The sequence below is a fragment of the Acrocarpospora catenulata genome, from assembly GCF_018476525.1.
GTDB lineage: Bacteria > Actinomycetota > Actinomycetes > Streptosporangiales > Streptosporangiaceae > Acrocarpospora > Acrocarpospora catenulata.
The window spans coordinates 37,543-61,394 of record NZ_JAHCST010000050.1 but is presented as its reverse complement, the minus strand read 5'-3'; the positions used below and the strand labels follow the sequence as shown (position 1 = coordinate 61,394).

The following is a 23,852-nucleotide window of genomic DNA, read 5'->3' as shown; positions in this document are numbered from 1 at the left end:
CGCATGCACCTGGCTCAGCTGAACGTCGCGCATCTGCTCGCCCCCCTTGACACCCCCCAGCTGGCGGAGTTCGTCTCGCTGCTGGAACCCGTCAACCAGCTCTCCGACTCAGCGCCCGGGTTCGTCTGGCGGCTCAAGGGCGGGGACGACCCCACCGACACCGTCCAGCACGACTACGGCGACGACCTGGTGATCAACTTCTCGGTCTGGGAGTCCAGGGAGACGCTCTGGAACTTCGTCTACCGGTCCCGGCACCTGGCCGTGCTCCAGCGGCGCCGGGAGTGGTTCCACCGCGTCGCGGAGCCGTACAGCGTGATGTGGTGGATCGAGGAGGGGACGATCCCGGAGCTGGAGGACGGGATGGCGCGCCTGGAGCGCCTCCGGGCCGAGGGACCCGGCCTGGAGGCGTTCACCTTCAAGGACTTCTACCACCCGATCAGCGTTTGATGGTCACCTGGTCGAAGGTGTTGCCGCTGGGCCCGATGGCCGACAGGCGGAGGGTGTCGCCGGTGATCTCGGCGGCCAGGAAGTGGTGGCGTTCGGCGGCGGCGTCCTTGCGGGGCAGGCCGCGGCAGTTGTCGCGGACCGGGTACAGGCCCGCCCCGCCGCCCCCGGTCACCACGTAGGTGACCCCCTTGCGTGAGGTGAAGCGCTGGTAGTTGTGGTCGTGGCCGTTGAGGACCAGGGCCACCTTGTGGCGTTCCAGCACGGGCACCCAGTACCGGTCCACGGTCGGGGTCGAGCCGTGCAGCGAGCAGGACCAGGCGGGCTGGTGGAAGACCACGATCCGCAACTTCGGCCCCGGCCGGGAGAGCCGGTCGTCCAGCCAGCGGGCCTGCGTCTGGAAGTCGCGGTTGCCGTCCAGGAACAGCAGCTCGGCGCCCGCCAGCTGCTTGGTGAACGGCGGCCTGGGCAGGCCGAGCCTGCGCAGCTGCGCCGGGCCGTGGCCGCCCTGCACGTCGTGGTTGCCCAGGGCCGCCCACAGCGGCGCGTTCAGGCCGCGGTACGGGCCGGTGAGCACCTGGGAGAACTTGCCGGGGCTGCCGTCCGGGTAGACGTTGTCCCCGGTGGTGACGATGGCGTCGACGTGCCGCCCGTTCTTGGCCCACTGCCGCATGGCCGCCGCGACGCGCCGCTGCGCGTCACTGCCGGCGCCGAAGTCGCCGATGGTCAGGAACACGGCCCGCTTGGGCGCGGCGGACGGGGTGGGCGCGGTGGCCGAGGGCCGGGCCGCCGAGTGCTGACCGCCGGTCTGTCTGGCCGGGAGAGCCGAGCACCCCGGGAGCAGGGCCACGAGCAGCAGGGCGGGAAGTCGGTGTCTCACTCAGCCGATGGTAGGAGCCGAGCCCGCGCTGAGCTGGGATTTCAGGCGAGCAGGGTGGCCGTGTGCCGCCCGGCGGCGGCCGAGGTGAGGAAATAGGCCAGGTCGTCGTCCAGCCCTCGCCCCATGGTGGACAGCTTCACCGGGGACTCCTTCAGCGCCTCGTACAGGCCGTCCACGGGCACGTGCACCAGGATGTGCCGGGCCCCCAGGTCCTCGGCCTGCCAGCGCACCCGCTCGCCGAAGTCGCCGGGCAGCGCCGGCACCACCACCTCGGCGGGGGCCAGCGCCACCCGGCCGTAGGCGGTCATCGAGTGGTGCGAGACGCCCAGGTGCCGCTCCCGCCGGTCGCCCTCGCTGACCCGCAGGGCCGCCACCGGCCGCCCCTTGAGCGTGGCGGCGGCGTTGACCGCCTCCCCGGCGGACACCCCGGAGAAGCCCCAGCGGGTGCCCGTCCCGAGGTTGCCGGGGCCCTGCGCCACGATCGCCACGTCCGCGCCCAGCACGTGCCGGGCGGCCAGCAGGGCGGTGTGCACGGTGACCGTCTCCACGTCCCCGCCGAACGCCTGTCCGGCCGTCACCACCCCGCACAGCCAGTCGATCTCGCGTAGCCGGGCGCAGGTCATCGAGAACCAGGCCGGGAGGGCGCCGCCGTCGGTCATCACGTACGCGACCTTGGTGTCGGGGCGGTCGGCGTACAGGCCGCAGAGGATGGGGGCCAGGGCCGAGTGCAGGTCGGCCACCACCACGGGCATGCCCGCCACGTGCTCGGCGTCCCGCAGGAGGTCGTGGTAGGGGGAGCCCTGCTCGTCGGCGCCGAGCACGGTGGCCTGGAGCGGGGTGTACCGCGCCTTCACCAGGTGCCCGGGACCGGTGGGATCTTGTGGCAAACGGTCCGGAATCGCCACCACCATGGCGTAACCTCCCGTACCGAGGCCCATCGCGAGTGCGGTCGTGTTCAGGAGGACCGCGTCGCCGGGTTCCGGACGGCCCACCAGCGGGGGATAGGCCAGCGCCCGGCACCGGGTTCCGTCTTCGACGGATACCTCGAGTTCCACCGCGCCCGGCCAGTCACGCCTGATCCCCAGGACCTCGCCCTTGCGCCATCTGATCACCCGGAAAAGGGTAGCGTTCTTGACTGGAGAAGGAGGGGAGGGGCGATGTCGCGGCGGAAGACCGAACGGTTGCTCAATCTGGTGATCTGCCTGCTCTCGACCCGGCGGCCGCTCAGCGCGGAACAGATCCGTCACGCCGTTCCCGGGTACGACCCGGAGAACGACGAAGCCTTCCAGCGCATGTTCGAGCGCGACAAGAACGAGCTCCGCGAGATCGGCATCCCGATCGAGGTGCAGAAAGACCCCTGGGAGGACGATCCGGGCTACCGCATCGTGCGGGAGGCGTACGAGCTGCCCGAGATCACCCTGGAACCCGACGAGGCCGCCATCCTGGGCCTGGCCGCGCAGGTCTGGCAGCGGGCCAGCCTGGCCGAGGCGGCCAGCGGCGCCATGCTCAAGCTGAAGGCGGGCGGGGTCCAGACCGACCTCGTCGAAGGGCCCCTTGAGCTGCGGGTGGACACCCGGGACCCGTCCTTCCCCACCCTCTGGGAGGCGGTCAGGGACCGGCGGGTGGTGGCCTTCGACTACCGCTCCTCCGGCAGCGAGTCGGTGCTGCGCCGCAGCGTGGAGCCCTGGGGCGTGGTGAGCCGCCGCGGGCGGTGGTACCTGGTGGGCCACGACCGGGGCCGCGAGGACACCCGCGTCTTCCGGCTGAGCCGCATCGTCGGCTCTGTGAGCGCCGTGGGCCGCCCGGGCGCGATCACGGTGCCCGAGGGCATCGACCTGCGGGCCCAGGTCGGCTACAGCTACGGCGAGGACTATCCCGAGCGTGTGGCGCTGATCCGGGTCCGCCCCGGCAGCTGCCAGGGGCTGCGCCACCTGGCCCGCACGGTCACCCCCGGTGAGCAGTGGGACCAGGTCGAGCTGGCCTTCACCGACCCGGAGCGGCTGGCCGGGTGGATCGCCAGCCTCGGCTCCGACGCCCAGGTGATCGACCCGCCGGACGCCCGCGAGGCCGTCATCCGCCGCCTGAAGGGGGCGTTGCAGTGAACGACCGGCTGCCCCGGTTGCTGGCCCTGGTGCCCTACCTGATGTCCCACCCCGGCGCCGAGGTGGCGGAGGTGGCCCGCCTGTTCGGGCTCAACGAGAAGCAGCTCATCGACGACCTCCAGCTGGTCTGGATGTGCGGGCTGCCCGGCCACACCCCCGGCGACCTCATCGACGTCTCCTGGGACGGCGGCGAGATCCTCATCGAGAACGCCGAGACCATCGCCCGCCCGCTCAAGCTGGGGGTGGACGAGGTGAGCGCGCTGCTGGTGGCCCTGCGCCTGCTGGCCGAGCTGCCGGAGTTCGGCGGCAGCGAGGCGCTCGGCCGGGTGATCGCCAAACTGGAGCAGGCCGCCGGGGACGGCGCCGCGGCGGTCAGCAACCAGGTCGCGGTCGAGGTGGACGCCGCGCCCGGCGCGCTGGCCACCGTCACCGCCGCCGTCCGCGCCGGGCGGCGCCTCTCGCTCCGCTACTACGTGCCGGGGCGGGACGAGGTGACCCCGCGCGAGGTGGACCCGCTCCGCGTGGTGCTGGTGGACGGCCGCCACTACCTGGAGGGCTGGTGCTACCGGGCCGAGGCGATGCGCATGTTCCGGGTGGACCGCGTCCTCGAGGTCACCATGCTGGACGTGCCCGCCGACCCGCCCGCCGAGGCCGAGCCGATGGACGTCGCCGACGGCGTCTTCCGGCCCTCGGAGAGCGACGAACTGGTCGAGCTGGAGGTCACCCCCGCCGGGCGCTGGGTCTCGGAGTACTACCCGGTGGAGCGCGTGGAGGAGCTCGGCGAGGGCCGCCAGCGGATCACCCTGCGGGCGCGCGACCAGTCCTGGCTGGTACGGCTGGCGCTCCGGCTGGGCGACGCGGGCCGGGTGATCCGGCCGGAGTCGCTGGCCGAGCGGGTCACCGAGACCGCCCGGCAGGCGCTGGCCAATTACTACTGATGGGCAAAGACATGGCGTGGATCTACCTGGCGGTCGGCCTCGGCGTGGCCGGGCTGGCCGTGCTGGGGGTGCTGACCGCCCGGGTTTTATCGGCCGTACGGGGCCTGGACCGGGAGTTGGACCTGGCTCGTCGGCGGCTGGAACCTCGGTTACGTGCCGGAATCAGTGCGGTTCGTCCTCCCGAAGGGTGAAGAGTACGGTCCGCACGGCGTACGATCGGCTTGAGACGCGCACCATCCGCCTTGTAAGGGAAGTGTCATGGGCAACCTGGGACCCACTGAGCTGATCATTATCGGTCTCATCGTCATCCTCCTGTTCGGCGCGAAGAAGCTGCCGGACACGGCGCGGGCGCTCGGCCAGTCGCTCCGGCTGTTCAAGAAGGAGACCAGCAAGCTGCGGGACGAGGACGAGAACACCACGGTTGTGCAGGGTGAGACGGTGACCCCGCCGCCGGCCCAGACCGCGCCGCCCGCGCAGATTCCGCCCACGGCTCCGCAGGCGGCCACGCCCTCGGTTGAGGACCGGCTGCGCGCGCTGGAGGAGGAGAACGCCAAGCTGCGCGCCACCCAGGCCGAGAAGAAGAACTGAGCCGGAACTCACCCCTCCTAGCCCAGGAATCGTCCCATGGCGCTGCTGAAACGGTCGACTCCCACCACGGCCGCGAGCGATGACGGCCGCATGTCGCTCATGGATCACATCCGTGAGCTTCGGAACCGGCTCATCAAGATCATTCTCGGTGTGGTCGTAGGAACGATTGTCGGGTTCGTCTTCTTCGACCCGATCTGGGATTTCATGACCGGCCCGTTCTGCCGCCTGCCGGAGGCGTACCGGCTGGGCGGCGGCACCGAGTGCAGCCTCGTGGTCGGCAGCGTGACCGGCGGTATCTTCATCAACCTGAAGGTCGCGTTCATGTTCGGCCTGGTGGTGGCCGCGCCGATCTGGCTCTTCCAGGTCTGGGCGTTCGTCACCCCCGGTCTCTACCGGAACGAGAAGCGGTACTCCTACACCTTCCTCGCCCTGGCCATCCCGCTCTTCCTGGCGGGGGCCGCGCTGGCCTACCTGACCATGGACAAGGGCCTGTCGCTGCTGCTGGGATTCGTGCCGGACAACGCGGTCGCGCTGATCGACGTCAGCGACTACCTGTCGTTCCTGATGATGATGCTGCTCATCTTCGGCGTCTCGTTCCTGCTGCCGCTGCTGCTGGCCTTCCTGAACATCCTCGGCGTGCTGAAGTACAGCGCGGTGGCCAAGCACCAGCGCATGGTCGTGTTCCTGATGTTCGTGTTCGCGGCCGTCGCGACGCCGAGCCAGGACCCGTTCACCATGCTGGCTCTGGCGCTGCCCATGATCGCCCTGTTCTACCTGGCCCTGGGCTTCATGTACGCGCACGACAAGCGGCAGGCGGTCGCCGACGCGGCGAAGGCCAAGGCGCTGGAGGAGGAGCTCGACGGGCCGTCCGCTCCGGCGGAATAGGTGAGGCGCCTCACGGTCCTGGTCAACCCCGCCGCTCGCGGCGGGCGCGGCCTGCGCCTGCTCGGCCCGGTGCTGACCCGCCTGCGCGAGGGCGGCTGTGAGGTCACCGTCCTGACCGGGACCTCGGCCGACGAGGCTCTCGCCCTGGCCCGTACGGCTGTCGCCGCCGCGCCTGACGCCCTGGTGGCCTTCGGCGGCGACGGGCTGGTGCACCTGGCACTCCAGGCCGTCGCGGGGACCGACGTGCCGCTGGGCATCATCCCCGCCGGGACCGGCAACGACATCGCCGACGCCGTGGGCGTGCCGCACAAGGACCCGCTGCGGGCCGCCGACGCGGTGACCGGGGGAACCGTCCGGATGATCGACGCGGCCCGGATCACCCCCGGCGGGCGCTGGTTCGCCGGGGTCCTGGCCTGCGGCTTCGACTCCCGCGTGAACGAACGCGCCAACCGGAAGACCTGGCCGCCCGGCATGGCCAAGTATCTGCTGGCCGTGGCCGAGGAGTTACGGAGCTTCGCCCCCATCCCGTTCACCCTCACCCTCGACGGGGAGCGGGTGACACAGGAGGCGATGCTCGTGGCGGTGGCCAACACCCGCTCGTACGGGGCGGGCATGCGGATCTGCCCCGACGCGCGCCCCGACGACGGCCTGCTGGACGTGCTGGTCCTGGGCGCGCTCCCGAAGACCGCCTTCCTGCGCACCTTCCCCGGTGTCTACCGGGGCACCCACACCGCCCACCCGGCGGTCCGGATCGTCCGCGTCCGCAGTGTGACCCTCGACGCGCCGGACGTGATCGCCTACGCCGACGGCGAACGCGTCGGCCCGGCCCCGCTGACCTGCGAGGTCGTCCCGGGCGCGGTGCGCGTGCTGACCCCTCGATCTACTTTGTAAAGAGCCACGGCGCGGAGTAGGACGCCCGTAACACGGATATCGGTAGGGTTGACGGCATGAGCACGCCTGCGGAACGCTACGCCGCCTTCCGTGACCAGCAGAGCGAGCACGGCCCCGCGCTCACCTCGTTCCGCGGGTTGTACGACTTCGAGCTGGACGAGTTCCAGCTCGACGCCTGCCAGGCACTGGAGGCGGGGGACGGGGTGCTGGTGGCCGCCCCGACCGGCTCGGGCAAGACGGTGGTCGGCGAGTTCGCCGTGCACCTGGCCCTGGAACAGGGCCGCAAGTGCTTCTACACCACCCCGATCAAGGCCCTCTCCAACCAGAAGTACAACGACCTGGTCCGGCGGTACGGCGCGGCCAAGGTCGGCCTGCTCACCGGCGACAACAGCGTCAACGGCGAGGCCCCGATCGTGGTGATGACCACCGAGGTGCTGCGCAACATGCTCTACGCCGGGTCCGGCACGCTGGCCGGCCTCGGCTACGTGGTCATGGACGAGGTGCACTACCTGGCCGACCGGTTCCGCGGCGCGGTCTGGGAAGAGGTGATCATCCACCTGCCCGAGTCGGTCCGGGTGGCCGCCCTGTCGGCCACGGTCAGCAACGCCGAGGAGTTCGGCGAGTGGCTGGGCGAGGTGCGCGGCGACACCACGGTGATCGTCGACGAGCACCGCCCGGTCCCGCTCTGGCAGCACATGCTGGTCGGCAACCGCCTCTACGACCTGTTCGCCAACGAGGACGGCGCGACCCGGATCAACGCGAACCTGATGCGGCTGTCCAGGGACGAGCAGCGCCTGGCCCAGGCGCGCGGCAAGCGCGGCTACGGCCGCCCCCGGCGCGGCGGCCACGACCGGGCCGCCACCATCGAACGGCTGGACGCCGAGGGCCTGCTGCCCGCCATCACCTTCATCTTCTCCCGCGCCGGCTGCGACACCGCCGTCACCCAGTGCCTGTACGGGGGGCTGCGGCTGACCACCGACAAGGAGCGCCACGAGATCCGGCAGCTGGTGGACGAGCGCACCGCCCACCTGCCGGACGAGGACCTGGCCGTGCTCGGCTACCTGGAGTGGCGGGACGGTCTGGAGCGCGGCCTGGCCGCCCACCACGCCGGCATGCTCCCCACCTTCAAGGAGGTGGTGGAGGAGCTGTTCACCAAGGGCCTGGTCAAGGCGGTGTTCGCGACCGAGACGCTGGCCCTGGGCATCAACATGCCGGCCCGCTCGGTGGTGATCGAGAAGCTGGACAAGTGGAACGGGGAGACCCACGCCGACCTGACCCCGGGGGAGTACACCCAGCTCACCGGCCGGGCCGGGCGGCGCGGCATCGACGTGGAGGGCCACGCGGTGGTCGTCTACCAGGCGGGGATGGACCCGGTGAGCGTGGCCGGTCTGGCCAGCACCCGCACCTACCCGCTCCGCTCCAGTTTCCGGCCCTCCTACAACATGGCCGTGAACCTGGTCGGGCAGGTCGGCCGGGAGCGGGCGCGCACCCTGCTGGAGGACTCCTTCGCCCAGTTCCAGGCCGACCGGGCGGTGGTCGGGCTGGCCCGCCAGCTGCGCAAGTCCGAGCAGGCGCTGGCCGGGTACGCCGAGGCGATGACCTGCCATCTGGGGGACTTCCCCGAGTACGCGGCGATGCGGCGGCGGCTGTCGGACCGGGAGGCCGAGCTGGCCCGGCAGCGGGGGGCGGCGCGGCGGGCGCAGGCCGTACAGAGCCTGGAGACGCTCAAGCCCGGCGACGTGATCCGCATTCCCGGCGGGCGGCGAGCCGGTCTCGCCGTGGTGCTGGACCCGGGGCTGAACGTGCGCGGGGAGGGGCCCTCGCCGGTGGTGCTGACCGTGGGCAAGCAGGTCAAGCGCCTGGGTACGGCGGACTTCCCGGTCCCCGTGGAGCCGGTGGACTGGATCCGCATCCCGAAGAACTTCAACGCGCGCAGCCCGAAGGAGCGGGCCAACCTGGTGGCCACCATGCACGCCAAGCTGGGCGACCGGGACCTCGGCAAGCCCACCAGGGCGCGCGACCACGCCACCGAGGACGAGGAGATCAACCGGCTCCGCCGCGACCTGCGCCGCCACCCCTGCCACGGCTGCGACGAGCGGGAGGACCACGCCCGCTGGGCCGAGCGCTACCACAAGCTGCTCCGCGAGACCGAGACGCTCCGCCGCCGGGTGGAGGGCCGCTCGCACGTCATCGCGCGTACCTTCGACCGGGTCTGCGGGGTGCTCGACCAGCTCGGCTACCTGGACGGGGAGACCGTCACCGACCAGGGGCGCCGGCTGGCCCAGCTCTACACCGAGCTGGACCTGCTGACCGCCGAGTGCCTGCGCGAGGGCGTCTGGGACGGCCTGGACCCGGCCGAGCTGGCCGCCTGCGTCTCCGGCCTGGTCTTCGAGTCCCGCCAGTCCGACGACACCCGCAGCCCGAAGATCCCGGCCGGGGCCGCCAAGGAGGCGCTGGGCGCGATGCTCCGGATCTGGAGCGAGCTGGAGGGCGTCGAGGAGGACCACGGGCTGTCCTTCACCAAGGAGCCCGACTTCGGGTTCGCCTGGGCGGCCTTCCGCTGGGCCAAGGGGCACTCGCTGGACGCCGTGCTCACCGACGGCGACCTGGCCGCCGGTGACTTCGTGCGCTGGGTCAAGCAGCTGCTCGACCTGCTCGGCCAGCTGAGCACGGCCGCGCCGAAGGGCAGCAAGGTCAGGGAGAACGCCAACAAGGCGCTGGACGCGCTCCGCCGCGGCGTGGTGTCCTACTCCTCGGTCGGCTGATCACTGTTTCGCGAGGACGGCCAGGAGGCGGTTGAGCGGGCCGTCCAGGCCGTAACGGTCGGCGAGTTCGACCAGGCGCTCCGGGTCGCGGGGTTTGCGGGGGAGCGCGATGTCCACCTCGGGGATGGGCACGTCGTGGGCGACCTTGACGACGGCGGGGGCGACCGCGAGGTACTCGCCGGCGGCGTTCAGCTTGTTGCGGGCGCCGGCCGGGAAGCCGTCCTCGCCGGTGGCGGCCAGCAGCGCGGCCAGCGAGCCGAAGCGGGTGATCAGGGCCGCCGCGGTCTTCTCGCCGATGCCGGGCACGCCGGGCAGGCCGTCGCTGGGGTCGCCGCGCAGGGTGGCGAAGTCGGCGTAGGCGCGGCCGGGGATGCCGTACTTGGCGGTGACGAACGCCTCGTCCACCGTCTGGAGGTTACGAATCCCCCTTACTGTGTAAAGGACCCGGCATGGCTTCGCGTCATCCACCAGCTGGAACAGATCCCGATCGCCGGTGACGATCTCCACCGCGCCCTGCTGCCGGATCGCCAGGGTGCCGATCACGTCGTCCGCCTCGTATCCGGCGACGCCGATCCGGGCCACGCCCAGCGCGTCCAGGACCTCCTCGATCACCGGCACCTGCGGGGCCAGCGTGTCGGGGATCTGCTCCTGGTCGCCTTCGGCCACCCGGTGCGCCTTGTACGAGGGGAGCGCGGCCACCCGGAAGGCGGGCCGCCAGTCCGCGTCCATGCAGGCCACCAGCTCGCTGGGGGAGTGCGAGCGGACCAGCGTGGCGATCATGTCGATCAGCCCGCGCACGGCGTTGACGGGCATGCCGTCCGGCGCGGTCATCGACTCCGGGATGCCGTAGAAGGCGCGGAAATAGAGCGAGGGGGTGTCCAGGAGCATCAGCACCCTGTCTATGGTGCTCTACTCTCCGAGCAGCCGCACCGCCAGCAGGCACATGTCGTCGTCCGGGTTGGGGCCGCCCACCTCGTCGATCAGCGCGTCCAGGTCGGGCCCCTCCAGGTCGGGCCAGTCCAGTCGCTCGGCCGCGCGCAGCGCCAGGGTCAGGCCCTCCCCGATGTCCCGGTTCCGGCGTTCCACCAGCCCGTCGGTGAACAGCAGCAGCCGGTCCCCGGGCTGCAGGCGCAGCTCGGCCACCGCGAACGGGGGATGCGGGACGGCGCCCAGGACCAGCCCGGCGGGGGTGGACGGCTGGCTGGCCCGGCCGTCCCTGACCAGGATGGGCGCCAGGTGCCCGGCCTGGGCCCAGCGGAACAGGCCGGTCCGGGGGGTGAACAGGCCGGTGATCACGGTGGCGATGGTGTCGTCCAGGCAGTTGAGCACCAGGCGGTTGAGCCAGGACAGCAGCCGGTCCGGGGGCTGGCGGGTCATGGCCAGGCCGACCAGGGCGTGCCGGAGCTGGGCCATCTGCGCGATGGCCGCGATCCCGTGGCCGGACACGTCGCCCACCGCGAGCAGCACCCGGCCGTCGGCGAGCGGGGTCGCCTCGTACCAGTCGCCGCCCAGGCCGGACTGGCCGGCGGGCACGTACCTGACCGCGATGTTGGCGGAGGGCAGGTCCAGGATGGCCCCGGGTTCGGGGAGGATGGCGGCGCGCAGGGCCGTGCTGAGGCCGCGCTCGGCGGCCAGCTGCTCTTCCTGCCGGTCCAGGCGGGCGCGCAGGTCCGCCACCATTTCCGCGGCGGTCTGCGGGGTGGTGAGGTGGGTGGTGGTCAGGGGGGCCAGCGGAGCTCTCATCGGGGAGATGCGGTCGTCCGCGGGGAGGAGGGGCGGATCGCCGCCCACGACGCCGACCATGGGACTCGCTCTCGACACAGCATGTATCCGGACAATCATGAACTGGCCGTGATCGGCCTTGCGCGGAGCGTAGCAGTCATTCGGGGTGGGTGGGGAGTATTTGCGACCATCGGGCGCGCCCGCTCCCTCGCTCGGTTTGTCGGCGGGCTGTGCTTGGATAAGGGACGTGACAACGGAGTCCTCTGAGCTGTATCCGGTGACCAGGATCGCCCGGGTCCGGGAGGCCGTGGCCGCCTCCGGGCTGGATGCGCTGCTGCTCACCCCCGGTCCCGACCTGCGCTACGTCTGCGGTTACGACGCGCACGCGCTGGAGCGCCTGACCTGCCTGGTGGTGCCCGCCGCCGGGGAGGCGTTCATGATGGTGCCCCGGCTGGAACTGCCGGCCGCGCAGGCCTCGCCCGCGGGGCGGACCGGGGTGGAGTTCGTGCCCTGGGACGAGACCGACGATCCGTATGCGGTGGTCGCCAAGCGGCTCGGCACGGTCGGCGCGGTCGGTCTCGCCGACCGGATGTGGGCGATGCAGTCGCTGCGCTTCCGTGAGGCGCTGCCCGGGGCGGAGCAGGCCCTGGCCGGGCGGGTGCTGCGTGAGCTGCGCATGCGTAAGTCCCCGGCCGAGGCCGCCGCGCTGCGCGCCGCCGGCGCCGCCATCGACGCCGTGCACGAACTGGTGCCGAGCCTGCTGCGGGCGGGGCGGACCGAGCGGCAGGTCGGCCGGGACATCGCCGACGCGATCATGAACGCCGGGCACGCCACCATCGACTTCGTCATCGTCGGCTCGGGCCCCAACAGCGCCTCCCCGCACCACGAGCTCTCCGACCGGGTGATCCAGCCGGGCGACCCCGTGGTGGTCGACATCGGCGGCACCATGCCCTCCGGCTACTGCTCCGACTCCACCCGCAACTACGTGGTGGGCGAGCCCGGCAAGGAGTACCTGGCCTACTTCGAGGTGCTCCGCCGCGCCCAGGAGGTGGCCTGCGAGTTCGTGAAGCCGGGGGTGACCTGCGAGGCGGTGGACGCCGCCGCCCGCGAGGTGATCGCCGACGCGGGTTACGGGGAGTACTTCATCCACCGCACCGGCCACGGCATCGGCCTGGAGTCGCACGAGGAGCCCTACATCGTCGCCGGCAACACCGAGCTCATGGCGCCGGGCTTCGCCTTCTCCATCGAGCCGGGCATCTACCTGCCCGGCCGCCACGGCGCCCGCATCGAGGACATCGTGATCTGCGGCGAGTCCGGCGGGGAACGGCTCAACCTGACCACCCGGGATCTGGTCGTCGTCGGATGAACGTGGACCGGGTCTCGCCCACCCACGAGGGCTACGAACTGTTCGAGCTGGTGCGGGAGCTGGCCGCCAAGGAGGTCCAGCCGCGCGCCGCCGCCGACGAGGCCGCCGGGCGCTTCCCGCGCGAGCTGTTCACCCTGCTCGGCTCCACCGGCCTGCTCGGCCTGCCCTACCCCGAGGAGTACGGCGGGGCGGGGTTGCCGTACGAGGTGTATCTGCAGGTCGTCGAGGAGCTCGCCGGGGCCTGGCTGGCGGTCGGGCTCGGCCTGTCGGTGCACACGCTGTCCTGCTTCCCGCTGGCCGCCTACGGCACGCCCGCGCAGCGCGAGGAGCACCTGCCGTCGCTGCTCGGCGGCGAGTTGCTGGGGGCCTACTGCCTGTCGGAGCCGCAGTCCGGCTCCGACGCCGCCGCGCTCACCACCCGGGCGACCCCCACCTCGGACGGCTACACGGTCGACGGCGTGAAAGCCTGGACCACCCACGGCGGCGTGGCCGACTTCTACACCCTGATGGCCAGGACCGACGAGGGCGTCTCCTGCTTCCATGTCCCCGCCGGGCTGGACGGCCTGTCCTTCGCCGCTCCCGAACGCAAGATGGGCATGCGCTCCTCACCCACCGCCCAGGTCCGCTTCGAGGGCGTAGGGCTCCCGCCGCAGGCCCTGGTCGGCACCCCCGGCCAAGGCTTCCGCATCGCCATGTCCGCCCTGGACGGCGGCCGCCTCGGCATCGCCGCCTGCGCCGTCGGCCTGGCCCAGGCGGCCTTCGAGACCGCCACCGCCTACGCCAGGGAACGCCGCCAGTTCGGCTCCCGCATCGCCGACTTCCAGGGCATCGGCTTCCTCCTGGCCGACATGGCCACCCAGATCGCCGCCGCCCGCGCCCTCTACCTGGACGCCGCCCGCTCCCGCGACGCCGGCCGTCCGTACGGTCCCAAGGCGGCGATGGCCAAACTCTTCGCCACCGACATGTGCATGAAGGTCACCACCGACGCCGTCCAGGTCCTCGGCGGCTACGGCTACGTGGAGGACTTCCCGGTCGAACGCTTCATGCGCGAAGCCAAGGTCCTCCAGATCGTGGAAGGCACCAACCAGATCCAGCGCCTGGTCATCAGCCGGGCACTCACCAAAGTCGAATAGCTCCAGAGACACCCCGCATGCCCGGCGCTCTACTTCGGGCCGGGCATGCGTCCATCAAAGTCGCATCAGAAGTCGAATTCTCCAGCCTTCGCGCCCTTCACGAACGCATCCCACACACTCGCGCTGACCACGAAAGGCGGTTGCTCGGGGGATTCAGTGTCGCGGAGGCCGACTCGGCCACCGGTAAGCGGGGCGACCTCCAGGCAGTCTCCACCGCTTCCGCCTGAGAAGGACGACTTACGCCAGTGCGCGGCTGCCAGTTCTGCGTTCAGGTCCACAGGTTCACCAGCTTCTCTTTTATTAGTTCGATCGATGCACGCGCGGGAAATGCCTCGGCGCGTAGTGCGTCATAGAGGTTGATTACCTTGGCCACCTTTTCGGCCTCAATGGTGACAAAACCGAGTGTAGCAGCCTCCATGTACACGGTGTCGGGTTGTCCCGGGCGTCCGGCGATCATGAACCCGCCTTCGAGACCAATGGTCGCGCGGCTGTCCATGGGGGAGACCTGAATGGTCACGCTGCGATTGTCGGACATCTTGATCAGATGTTCTAGTTGCTCGCGCATTACATCCCTGCCGCCGATCGGGCGGGATAGCACGCCCTCGTCCAGGACCGCCCACAACATTGGGGGCGTGACGCGGTCCAGGATGAGCTGCCGGTCCAGGCGGGCGACGACGGCCTCCTCGATCTGGTCGTCGGCCATCCGGGGGCGCCCGCTGAGAATCGCGCGAGCGTATGCCTCTGTTTGGAGCAGGCCGGGGACGACATTCGGCTGCCAGGTTCGGATGACCGTGGCGTCCGGTTCGATTTCCAGCCAGGGCTGGAACCACTCCGGTCTGGCCGTCATGCTGACCAGTGGCCACAGGCGGAGGAGTTCGCCGTTGAGGCCGAGGGCCTTCTCGCAGAGTTCGACGAACTGGCGGCTTGGGATCCGTGTTGCCCGTTCGACGAAGCTGACCATGCCCGCGCTGAAGTTGATCTTCTCGGCGAGTTGTTCCTGGGACATGTCGGAGGCCATTCGGTATTTCCGAATCTCCGAGCCGAGGAGCGCGCGCGGGCTTTCGGCGGGGTCGAGCTCTTGGGGGGCGGGCATTTTACCTCCAGTCATCGAGGTTATACCGGCGGTTCAACAGGAATTGTTAAACCGATGAAAAATGGCCATCTTGTACGCCAAACAAATTAAGGCCATCATGTGCCCGATCCGTCAAGCTTTTCGTCTGCCTTCTTTTGTCTATTGGTGTCGACCGCCACGACAAAAGGGATAAATCCTACGATTTGCCAACTCGTGCGGTGGCCGCCGAGCCCGCGCAGCACCAGCCGGGAGTGCGGGCACGACCTGGACCTCGGCCGTCTCCAGCCGCTCACTTCTACGAGGGGAGTTCGTGGTCGGCGAAGGCGCCGCCCAGCCAAGATCGGCGCACTTGGCGACGACGAGTATGGGTGGCCTGGTGCAGCTGGCTGAACAGTTACCCCGGGAACCTCGTGTCCGCTGGTCGAGTGGCTCACTCCGTGTGGAAGATGTGGCCGATGTGCAGCCGTGCGGCGAGGTGTCCCGGCCACAGCGCGAGAAGGTTGGCGACCAGGAGCGCTGCCGGTCCGATCGCCAGCAGCGCCCAGAGGGCGACCGGTGGCTCGTAGAACAGCGGGGTCTGGTTGGCGACGATGCGCCACAGCGTGCGGCCCAACATGACGCCGAGCGGCACCCCCAAGGAAAGGCCCACGATCGCGAGCAGTGACGCCTGGGTGAACACGACGAGCCGCGACTGGCGGCGGGTCATGCCGAGTGTCCGCATGACCGCGACCTGGCGCCTGCGCCGTCGTACGGCGGTGGCCAGCGCGTGGCCCACGGCGCCTACAGCGAGGAGCGCGAGAAAGCCGCCAAGGAACAGCGGCAGGCTCTGGATGTCCTGGACCTCGACGAGCTGAGGGGGCGCGCTCATCGGCAACAAGTCCATGCGTTCAACACCGTCGATCGCTTTGATGGCTGTCAGGAGGCGGCTGCGAACGGCCTCCGTATCGGCGCCCCCCCGAAGAGCGACGAGTGCCGCGTGGTATTTGAAGTCCGTACCGAACAGCGTCTCGAAACCGGCCGCGCTGGTCCATGCCCCGGAGTGGTAGTCGTTGTGCGAACCCTGCGGAACGAAGCCGATCCCGGACACTTTCAGGTCCTTTGGTCCGGTCGTCCCGGTCAGCCGTACGGTCGAGCCGACCTGTAGCTCAAGATTGCGCGCAGTGATTGGGCCGAGGACGATGTCGCCCGCCGTTTCGGGCAGCCGGCCTGAGGTGAGAACCACCGGGACGGGGGCGCCGACAGGTGCGTAGGTGTAGACAGTGACGGTGACCGCGTCCCCGCCCGTGACCTGGCCCGCCCCGGCCACCGCAATGCGGGCGTCGTTGACCGCGATGACATCGCGATCTCGGGCGGCAGTGGCTGTGATCTTGTCCGTCGGCTGCCAGTCCCGCCCATTCTCGCCGAGCACCGTCAATAACTGAAATGTCTGGCCGAACCTGCGAGGATCGTTCGCCGCGTCCGTAACACCCGCGGCGAACGTGAAGGAGGACAGCACCCCGAGCACACCAGCGACCGCCCCGAACATCGCGGGCCGCACCGGAACAGCATCGCGGCCCCGGCCGGGCTCAAGGGCGAATTGGCTGCCGACCACGAGAGGTACGGGCAGGCCGAGGCGCGCCCCTGCTCGGGCGACGGCGGAGCGACGCGGCGGTGCCTCGGATCGCGCCGCCGCGACCGAGATCCGCCCCGATACAAGCGCTCCGGCGAGGACCATCAGCGGCACGACCGCCCACCCGGAGGCGAGGACGAGCACATCGACGTCGATGCCGGGTACGGGCTCGACCAGAGATGCGGCGCCGATCGGCATCCACAGGGAACCGACGACGGCTACGCCGATCCCTAGCGTCGCGCCGACCAGGGAGGCGAGGAACGGCCCCGCAGCGGCGGCGGTCAGTGTCTGCCTCGTGGTCATGCCGGGGACGCGCAGCACCTGCAACTCGGTCACGTTGGCCGTGGTATAGCGGGCGACCGACTGGCCGACAAGGACGACCGCGGCGACCAGCGCGGCCAGGGCGAAGGCCAGAAGGGACAGGCTCTCGTAGGCGTTGACCTGCTGAGTATGCCGGGCGACGTCAGCCTCGTTCCGGATCTCGATGTCTGTCCGGCCGGTGATCTTGGCCAGCCCTTCCTTGAATGTCGGGAGTCCCTCCTCTCCTGAGTCGAGACGGACCAGCGCGTTGACGAAGCCGTACGAGCCGGTGCCGACGAAGTTTCTCGGATAGGCGGCGAAGAGAGCCGGTGAGGGGTAGACCGAGAACTGGCGTTCCAGCGTGTCAGAGAACCAGAAAGAACGGATGACACCGACGATGCGTGCCCGCACCCGCGGGCCGTGGGGGCTGCCGTCGAAGTAGGGGTCGTCGGCCTCCTGCTCGGTCATCAGGCGCAGGGTGAGAGCGTCCCCGACGCCCAAACCGGTGGCGGCGGGAAACCGGCCGGTGACCATGACCTCGTCGGCACGGCCGGGATCGGCGAGGCGTCCCTCCAGCACCACCGGTCGTTCCACCGTCTGGTACGCCTCGTGGTCCGCAGGCGGGAGAAGCCCCCCGTAGCCAGGGAGCTCTTCTACGGAGAAGGGCGCCACGGCGAAGCCGGACACGGCCGCGACGCCGGGCATCGCGCGCACTTTGTCCCAGTCGAACTTGGGATCGTTGGGCAGGACGACGGCGTCGGACGGCAGCGTCACCGCACGCAGACGGCCCAGCGCGCTCTCCCCCCGCCGTGCGCCGGCCACGGCCGTCAGCACGGTGGCGGTCGCCATGGCCACGAGCAGCGCGAGGACGGTGAGTGACCGAACCCGTCTGCGCAACTCCAGGCGGAGCCAGACGGCGGCGAGATTCATGAGGGCTCCATGGGTGTGCTCGACGCGTTCATCGCGCCAGGAAGGCCGCCGCTGCTCGGCTCCGACAGCACCGGCATGATGCGCTCCACCGCTGAATTACATATCGCTTTAAATACCCGCGAAAGGGCGCTGGCCGTGAGGTTCCCGGGGGTGCTGGCACCCCCACCGTCCGGCAGGCTGGCACCCTCGCGCAACAGGGCATCGAGCTTGCATTGCCAGCCTGACCTCAGCGCTGGCGTGGACGGTGGATCGGGCCAAAGCGACTCAGCGAGAACTGGACGGGTAGCTCCTGACGGTCCCTCGGCCCCGATATTCCCGGATATGTGGGTTGTGCATTCGCCTGCGCAGTCTGTCGGTGGCGTTCAACCGCGACGGCCGTCTGGCCAGCGCCGGGGAAGACGGTGTGATCAGGCTGTGGGACCTGAACGTCGAGCACGCCGCCCAGTGGATCTGCTCCACCACCCGGAACGTCCTCACGCCCCGGCAGTGGAAAAGTACATCCCCCAGCTCCCCTACGCCCCACCGTGCCCGTGATGCTCCGACGCCACGCGGCTGGCCGAGCGCTACCGGTACGACCGGGTGCTGCTGGCCGGCGACGCGGCACACATCGTGCAGGCAGTCCGCGGGGCCAGCAAGGCTGATGAGTCGCGACACGTCTGTGGAATGCCGGTCCGGGAGGCGTACCCGAAGGACCTCACAACTGGAGATCGGGCACGAATTCGTCAGGAACGTGAGCCGGGCAGCAGGTCGGTGAGGTTGCGGAGCTTGCCGCTTCGGCTTCCCGTTCCCGGGTCGATCCAGGCGATGATCGAGAGCAGCAGCCAGGTGACCGCGATGGGCAGCACCTGGTCCACGATGCTGTCGGGAATGACCGATGTGGTGGTCCGCAGGAGCAGGAAGACGGCCAGCGGGGCGATTGCCACGAACGCCCCGCCGAGCCCGCGCAGCACCAGCCGCAGCCGGGAGTGCGGGACGACCTGGACCTCGGCCGTCTCCAGCCGGTCCCAGTCACCGTCGATGATCGGCACCACCGCGGGGACCAGCCGGGCGGCGATCTCGTGGGCGGGAGTGCTCTGCCGCAGCAGGAACTCCATCTTCAGCTCACGCAGCCGGGCCGCGATCCCCCGGCAGCGCTCGGCCACCATCCGGTCCCCCATGGGATCCCAGGCCGTCAGCTGCCGGGGCAGACAGCGTTCGATCAACCGGGCCAGCCACTCCAGCTCCCAGGCGACGCCGACCGGATCGCTGAAGGGGAACGCCTGCCCGAGCGCCGACCGCTCCTCCAACGGCAGGTGCGCGTCCTGCGCCCGCGCACCGAACCAGATCAGCGTCTGCACCAGCTCGCCGACCGTCCACACCCGCATCTTGCGGCGTTCCAGGAGGCTCGTGATCAGGTAGGTCAGGACGAAGACGAACCCCGCGACCACCATCGCCGTCAGTCCCGCCCAGAGCCCGGACCAGAGCCCCCCGGCCCAGCCCGCTCCGTCCCCCTGCCCGACCGCCAGCGTCACCACGGCCAGCGCGCCCTGCACGACCAGAAACACCGCGGCACGGGTCCGGATGCGCCGGATGTCCAGCACGAACACGCCCGCCAACGCCACGATCAGGCCGACCGTGCTCGCCAGCAGCAGCGCTCCCGTCACCGGCAACCATCCGGCTTCCGTCCACGGACCGTACAGAAGCAGGCCGGACACCACCAGGAAGGCCAGCCCGAACAGGCCGGAAGGCCGCGGCATCGCGAAATCGGCGTGGCGGAGGCTGCCCGACAGGGCACCGAGCGTGAACAGCACACCCAGCACGAGGTGAGCGAGACGCCAGCCGGTAGGCGGGTCGGCGACGGAGTACGACATGGTCACCGTGGCGGCGACCGGGACCAGCGGCCACAGCAGGACATAGGAGATGGCGTCCCGGTAACGCTCGATGACGTGGAACCATGCCTGGCGGGCGTTCGTCTGCCGCAGCCACCACTCGCAGTCATCCTTGATCCGCTCACGGTCGTCGTCGTCGATCAGCGGCGTCTCGGCCAGGTATCGGAGCATTGTGGTGTCGAACATGGTGCGTCGTTCCACGTAGTACTCGCGAACCGGGGCGATGAGCGGCAGGCTGAGCAGCCATTGCCCCACCTGCGGAACGGCTGAGGAATCGGCGCTCTGATCCACAGGCCCTCCCGTGGCGACGGAACCGCCCGATCGTTCTCAGAGCTTTTCACAGTGGCCGTCGCATGCAAAGAAGTGCTTTCTGCCCCGAAGAGGCCGTGGTCATCGGCGGGGCGGCAGGGCGCGTTCGGCCAGGGATGCGGCTGTGGCGGCGAGGGTGAGGCCGATGGCGAGGAGGAGGGGCAGGTGGAGGGTGGTGGTGATGATCGCGCCGGCCAGGGCGGTGCCTGCGGAGCCGGCGGTGATCTTCAGTGCGCCGATCCAGACGAACACCTGGCCGCGGGCTGTGGCGGGGGCGTACTCGTTGCGGGCGGCGAGGGTCGCGGCGAAGAAGCAGGAGTTGAGGACGCCGGCGAGGGCATAGGCGGCTGCCGCCGCCCAGAACACGCCGGTCAGTGTGACCGCGGCGAGGGCTAAGGCGACGGTCATGAGCCCAGGCTCAACTCGTCGACGACCCGGGCGACCTCGGCGTGGTCGGCGTCCGGCAGTCCGCGGATCGGCAGGGGGAGGCAGGGCCGATCGACCAGGCCCAGGTGCTCGGCGATCGCCGCTGTCACCCGCAGGCTGCCGTGGCGGGCGAAAAGGTCCCACAGTGGTCGCAGGCGCGCGGACAACGCGGTGGCCCGCTCGACGTCGCCGGCTTGCGCGGTGCGGGTGATCGCGAGCGCCGGTGCTGGCAGGGTGCCGGCGATGACGGAGTACCAGGCGTCGCAGCCCGCGTTCAGGCCGGTGGCCGCGAAGGCGTCACCGGAGACTCCGATCGTGACGTGCGTGGGAAGGATCTCGCGGAGCCGGGCGATCCGGGCGGCGGCCTGCGCGGGGTCCGCCGGGACGCCGGGGATCTTGATCGAGGCGACGTGGGGGAGCGCGGCGATGGCCTGATAGAGGTCGTCGGTGAAGGTGAAGTGGGTGGTGCCGGGGTTGTCGTAGACCACCAGGGGCACCGACAGCTCCCGGGTCACGACCTCGTACAGGCCGTACACGTCGTCCGGGGTCAGCGCCTGGTACGACACCGGGGCCAGCAGCACCCCGGCGGCACCGGCGGCCTGGGCGTCCTCGGCGAGCTCCAGGACATGTTTGGTACGCAGTGCGCCGATCCCGATGACCACCGGCACCTCCCCGGCGTGCTTGACGGCGAGGTGGGCGATACGGGTGCGTTCCTCGCGCGTGAGATAGGCGTAGGAGCCGGTCGACCCCAGTGCCGTGATCGAGTCGACCGCGGCGGCGGCCAGGCGCGCGACGAGCCCGGCGAAAGCGGACTCGTCGATGCGCTGCTCGTCCATCGGGGTTAGGGGGAAGGCGCTGAGGCCGGTGAACATGGAGGTCTTCCTTCTGGTACGGGGGACGAACTACGCCATTTGCAGGACAGCGGCGAGGTCGGCCGCGAACGCGGTCGCCTGCTGCGGGGAGAGCGTCGCGGTGGTCACCCGGATCGCCGGCGGCGGCCGGTCGCCCACGGCGAAGTTCTCGCCCGGCCGGACGGCCCAGCCGCGTTTGGCCAGGTCGTTCACGACTTGCCGGGGCCTGCCGGGGAGGGGGACCCAGACGTTCAGGCCGTCTGTGTGCCGCTGCATCGGCAGGCCTCGCCCGGTGAGCTCGGCGACGAGCAGGCCGCTGCGTCCGGCGTAGGACGCACGCGCCCGGTCCAGTAGCGCGTGGGTGTGCGGGTCGGCCAGCAGCCGGGCGACGAGGTGCTGAAGGATGTGGCTGACCCAGGTGGTCGCCGAGCTCAGCCGGGACTCCAGCCGGGTCGCGGTGTCCGGGTCGGCCAGCACGAACGCGACCCGCAGGTCGGGGCCGAGGAACTTGGACACTGACCGCACCAGCGCCCACCGGTGCGCGTCCGGCGGCGTGACGCGCAGGTAGGGACGGGACGACACGGCCGAGAAGTGGTCGTCCTCAACCACGAGCACGCCGGGGTATCCGGCCAGCACCTCGCGCAGCGCGGCAACCCGCGCCGGGCTCAGGCTCGCCCCGGTCGGGTTGTGCGCCCTGGGGGTGCACACGAGCGCCCGAGCGCCTGCCGCCAACGCGGCGCGCAGCCCCTCTACCGTCATGCCCTCCTCGTCGACGGCGACCGGGGCGCTCTGGAAGCCGCCCAGGCGGAGGGCGCCGATGCTGGACAGGAAGCAAGGGTCCTCGACGGCCACGGTGTCGCCTCGGGTCAGGTACGCGCCCAGCAGCCGATCGACCGCGTCGACCGACCCGTGGGTCAGCACCAGCCGATGCGGCCCTGCCACGTCCGGGGTCATGTGCTGGGCGGCCCACCGTTGGAGTTCCTCGCTGACCGGGGCGGTCCCGTACAGCGGCGGCGAGTAGCCGGCGTCCAGCACGCCGGCCATCCTGGGGAGGAACGCGGGGTCGGGGTTGCCGCTGCTGAGATTGACCACCCCGCCTTCCGAGGCCTGGCCTTCGCCGTCCAGGTTCGGCACCCCGAGGACGATCGTGCCACCCCGCCGGCGGGTCTCCACGATGCCCGCCGCGGCGAGCTGCGCGTACGCGGCGGCGACCGTGTTCCGGTTCAGCCCCAGCTCGGTGGCCAGCGTGCGGATCGAGGGCAGCGCGTCGCCGGCCGAGAGGGCGCCGGCGTCGATCCGCGCCCGGATCGAGGCGACGAGCCCGCCGGCGTTGGCGCCCTGGATGCCGCCCGCCACTGTGTCGCTCATGCTCACAAGCCCTCGGTGAGGTGCCGGATGACCTGTGCCGCCGAGCCGTCACGGGCACTGCGATACCCGGTGCCCGCCCACAGGTGCAGCAGGTCGGCGTCACCGGCCTTCGCGGCGGCCTGGCGCAGCGCCCGGGTCAGGTGGTGGATCGCCGGGTATCCGAACGGCGCGGAGGCGTCATGGCGGTCGATGAAGCCGTTGCGCAGGCCGCGGGCCGGGCGACCGGTGAAGGCGTGCGTGATGACCGTCTGGGTGAACGCCGGGTCGGCCAGCGCGTCCTTGTGGGTCTGCGAGGCGCCCGACTCCTCCGTACGCAGCAGTAGCGTCCCCACAGCCACCGCCTCCGCGCCCGCGTGCAGCAGCTCGCGGACGGCCTCGGGCCCGTCCACCCCGCCACCGGCGACCACGGGCAGGTCCACCGCCGCACGCACGTCGAGTACGAGGTCCCGGGTGGCGATCGGGGTCAACGGCCGGGCCGGATCGTACGTCGCGCTGTGCCCTCCGGCCGCGGTGCCCTGGACCACCAGCCCGTCCACCCCGGCCTCCTGCGCGGCCCGCGCCTCCGACGCCGTCGTGACCGTGGCCAGCACCCGGCTACCGGCTCGCCGCAACGCGGCGATGTCCCGCGCCCGCGGCAGGCCGAAGGTCAGCGAGACCACCGGCACCGGATCGGACAGCAGCAGCGCGAGCTTCTCCGGCCAGTGGTCGTCATCGTCCACCACCGGCCGCGGATCCAGACGAAGCCCGTACCGCTCCGCCTCGAGCTGCAACTCGGCGGCGTAAGCACGAAACGCCGCCTCATCCACCCCGCCCGAACCAGAAACGAACAGATTGACGCCGAAGGCCCCGCCGAACCTGCGAACCAGCCCGATCTCATCGGCGAGAGCACCGGCCGCCTTGTACCCCCCAGCAAGAAACGGGAACCCTCCCGCACCCCCCACCGCCCCGGCGAGAGCGACCGTGCTCGGCCCACCCGCCATCGGCGCCCCGACAACCGGAAGCGACGCCTCCAACAACCCGGACCGAAGCATCAACGAGGCCCTTCCGTATCCGTACTACCCTGCCGCGCAGCCCGCGACATGATATGTCCTAGGACATAATTGTAGGTCATGGGTGCGGCGTGCCCGCAGGGTCCTCGGTCGGCGCGCAGGTGCCGCGTAATCCTCGCTGGTAGCGGGCGCGGCGACCCACGCTGTCAGGCGACTGCTATGAGTGCCGCGATTAGGCCGTACTCGATGGCCGTGGCGGCGGATGCGGCGGTCTGGGTGGCGGCGATGGCTGTCAGGGCTACGGCGAGTGTGATGACGAATCTGGTGGAAGTACGCATTGCATCACCTTCAGTGATTGATGGGCCCGGTCTCCTCGTATTCGGTGTTCAGCGGGGTCTGGATTGCGGGGGTTTGGT

The 23,852-nt window shown here is 70.7% G+C and carries 23 protein-coding genes and 1 pseudogene; 11 read left to right on the top strand and 13 right to left on the bottom strand.

The window, feature by feature from the left end; translation table 11 throughout:
- Positions 1–3: 3 nt before the first annotated feature.
- Positions 4–447 (top strand): DUF3291 domain-containing protein, encoded by a 444-nt coding sequence (locus tag KIP79_RS34710; protein ID WP_214109200.1) that lies wholly within the window; start codon positions 4–6, stop codon positions 445–447.
- Here the strand turns inward: KIP79_RS34710 and KIP79_RS34705 are convergent.
- Positions 437–1,324, bottom strand: a complete 888-nt coding sequence (locus KIP79_RS34705) for a metallophosphoesterase family protein (protein WP_214109199.1) — start codon at positions 1,322–1,324, stop codon at positions 437–439. The genes KIP79_RS34710 and KIP79_RS34705 overlap by 11 nt on opposite strands.
- Before the next feature lie 41 nt (positions 1,325–1,365).
- Complete coding sequence (locus KIP79_RS34700) at positions 1,366–2,436, bottom strand: DUF3866 family protein (RefSeq protein WP_214109198.1); 1,071 nt, start codon at positions 2,434–2,436, stop codon at positions 1,366–1,368.
- A gap of 45 nt (positions 2,437–2,481) precedes the next feature.
- On the opposite strand from KIP79_RS34700, the gene KIP79_RS34695 reads away from it, so the two are divergent.
- The 7 genes from KIP79_RS34695 to KIP79_RS34665 all read left to right on the top strand — a co-directional run bounded on the left by KIP79_RS34695 (position 2,482) and on the right by KIP79_RS34665 (position 9,493).
- Positions 2,482–3,426 carry a helix-turn-helix transcriptional regulator gene (locus KIP79_RS34695; RefSeq protein WP_214109197.1) on the top strand — a complete coding sequence of 315 codons (945 nt, stop codon included), beginning with the start codon at positions 2,482–2,484 and terminating at the stop codon, positions 3,424–3,426.
- The gene (locus KIP79_RS34690; RefSeq protein WP_308170046.1) at positions 3,423–4,364 is read left to right on the top strand and encodes a helix-turn-helix transcriptional regulator; all 942 of its coding nucleotides are present in this window, start codon (positions 3,423–3,425) and stop codon (positions 4,362–4,364) included. Before KIP79_RS34695 ends, KIP79_RS34690 begins: the two co-directional genes overlap by 4 nt.
- Positions 4,364–4,555 carry a hypothetical protein gene (locus KIP79_RS34685; RefSeq protein WP_214109196.1) on the top strand — a complete coding sequence of 64 codons (192 nt, stop codon included), beginning with the start codon at positions 4,364–4,366 and terminating at the stop codon, positions 4,553–4,555. Before KIP79_RS34690 ends, KIP79_RS34685 begins: the two co-directional genes overlap by 1 nt.
- Positions 4,556–4,622: 67 nt before the next feature.
- Positions 4,623–4,952, top strand: coding sequence for a Sec-independent protein translocase subunit TatA (tatA, locus tag KIP79_RS34680; RefSeq protein WP_214109195.1), 330 nt, complete (start codon positions 4,623–4,625; stop codon positions 4,950–4,952).
- Positions 4,953–4,988: 36 nt separating this feature from the next.
- Positions 4,989–5,837, top strand: coding sequence for a twin-arginine translocase subunit TatC (tatC, locus tag KIP79_RS34675; RefSeq protein WP_214109194.1), 849 nt, complete (start codon positions 4,989–4,991; stop codon positions 5,835–5,837).
- A complete protein-coding gene (locus tag KIP79_RS34670) occupies positions 5,838–6,728 on the top strand; it encodes a YegS/Rv2252/BmrU family lipid kinase (RefSeq protein WP_214109193.1) in 891 nt (296 codons plus the stop codon).
- Between the two features lie 56 nt (positions 6,729–6,784).
- Complete coding sequence (locus KIP79_RS34665) at positions 6,785–9,493, top strand: DEAD/DEAH box helicase (RefSeq protein WP_214109192.1); 2,709 nt, start codon at positions 6,785–6,787, stop codon at positions 9,491–9,493.
- On the opposite strand, the gene KIP79_RS34660 is transcribed toward KIP79_RS34665, so the two are convergent.
- Both KIP79_RS34660 and KIP79_RS34655 read right to left on the bottom strand, forming a co-directional pair.
- On the bottom strand, positions 9,494–10,381 hold the full coding sequence (locus KIP79_RS34660) for a 5'-3' exonuclease (RefSeq protein ID WP_214109217.1): 888 nt from the start codon (positions 10,379–10,381) through the stop codon (positions 9,494–9,496).
- A 21-nt stretch (positions 10,382–10,402) separates the two neighbouring features.
- The gene (locus KIP79_RS34655; RefSeq protein ID WP_214109191.1) at positions 10,403–11,236 is read right to left on the bottom strand and encodes a PP2C family protein-serine/threonine phosphatase; all 834 of its coding nucleotides are present in this window, start codon (positions 11,234–11,236) and stop codon (positions 10,403–10,405) included.
- Between the two features lie 247 nt (positions 11,237–11,483).
- On the opposite strand from KIP79_RS34655, the gene KIP79_RS34650 reads away from it, so the two are divergent.
- Together KIP79_RS34650 and KIP79_RS34645 are read left to right on the top strand one after the other, a co-directional pair.
- A complete protein-coding gene (locus KIP79_RS34650; protein ID WP_214109216.1) occupies positions 11,484–12,581 on the top strand; it encodes a M24 family metallopeptidase in 1,098 nt (365 codons plus the stop codon).
- Positions 12,578–13,714, top strand: a complete 1,137-nt coding sequence (locus tag KIP79_RS34645) for an acyl-CoA dehydrogenase family protein (protein WP_214109190.1) — start codon at positions 12,578–12,580, stop codon at positions 13,712–13,714. The genes KIP79_RS34650 and KIP79_RS34645 overlap by 4 nt, the downstream gene beginning before the upstream one ends.
- 65 nt (positions 13,715–13,779) lie before the next feature.
- On the opposite strand, the gene KIP79_RS34640 is transcribed toward KIP79_RS34645, so the two are convergent.
- From KIP79_RS34640 to KIP79_RS34630, 3 genes are all read right to left on the bottom strand, one after another.
- A complete protein-coding gene (locus KIP79_RS34640; RefSeq protein ID WP_308170045.1) occupies positions 13,780–13,992 on the bottom strand; it encodes a DUF397 domain-containing protein in 213 nt (70 codons plus the stop codon).
- The gene (locus KIP79_RS34635; protein WP_214109189.1) at positions 13,983–14,807 is read right to left on the bottom strand and encodes a helix-turn-helix domain-containing protein; all 825 of its coding nucleotides are present in this window, start codon (positions 14,805–14,807) and stop codon (positions 13,983–13,985) included. Before KIP79_RS34635 ends, KIP79_RS34640 begins: the two co-directional genes overlap by 10 nt.
- A gap of 409 nt (positions 14,808–15,216) precedes the next feature.
- Positions 15,217–17,544: an FtsX-like permease family protein gene (locus tag KIP79_RS34630; protein WP_214109188.1), complete on the bottom strand. Its 2,328-nt coding sequence runs from the start codon at positions 17,542–17,544 to the stop codon at positions 15,217–15,219.
- Positions 17,545–18,165: 621 nt separating this feature from the next.
- Here KIP79_RS34630 and KIP79_RS49785 point away from each other — a divergent pair.
- Positions 18,166–18,252 (top strand): annotated as a pseudogene (locus KIP79_RS49785) (FAD-dependent monooxygenase); the annotation flags it as partial.
- 95 nt (positions 18,253–18,347) lie between these two features.
- Here the strand turns inward: KIP79_RS49785 and KIP79_RS49780 are convergent.
- From KIP79_RS49780 to KIP79_RS48715, 6 genes are all read right to left on the bottom strand, one after another.
- Positions 18,348–19,784, bottom strand: coding sequence for a hypothetical protein (locus tag KIP79_RS49780; protein WP_214109187.1), 1,437 nt, complete (start codon positions 19,782–19,784; stop codon positions 18,348–18,350).
- 99 nt (positions 19,785–19,883) lie between these two features.
- On the bottom strand, positions 19,884–20,210 hold the full coding sequence (locus KIP79_RS34615) for a hypothetical protein (protein ID WP_214109186.1): 327 nt from the start codon (positions 20,208–20,210) through the stop codon (positions 19,884–19,886).
- Complete coding sequence (locus KIP79_RS34610; protein ID WP_214109185.1) at positions 20,207–21,100, bottom strand: dihydrodipicolinate synthase family protein; 894 nt, start codon at positions 21,098–21,100, stop codon at positions 20,207–20,209. Before KIP79_RS34610 ends, KIP79_RS34615 begins: the two co-directional genes overlap by 4 nt.
- A 30-nt stretch (positions 21,101–21,130) precedes the next feature.
- Complete coding sequence (locus KIP79_RS34605; RefSeq protein WP_214109184.1) at positions 21,131–22,447, bottom strand: aminotransferase class I/II-fold pyridoxal phosphate-dependent enzyme; 1,317 nt, start codon at positions 22,445–22,447, stop codon at positions 21,131–21,133.
- A gap of 2 nt (positions 22,448–22,449) precedes the next feature.
- Entirely contained in the window at positions 22,450–23,478 is a 1,029-nt protein-coding gene (locus tag KIP79_RS34600) for a nitronate monooxygenase (RefSeq protein ID WP_214109214.1), read from the bottom strand.
- 164 nt (positions 23,479–23,642) lie between these two features.
- Positions 23,643–23,774, bottom strand: coding sequence for a hypothetical protein (locus KIP79_RS48715; protein ID WP_256447588.1), 132 nt, complete (start codon positions 23,772–23,774; stop codon positions 23,643–23,645).
- Positions 23,775–23,852: the final 78 nt, after the last annotated feature.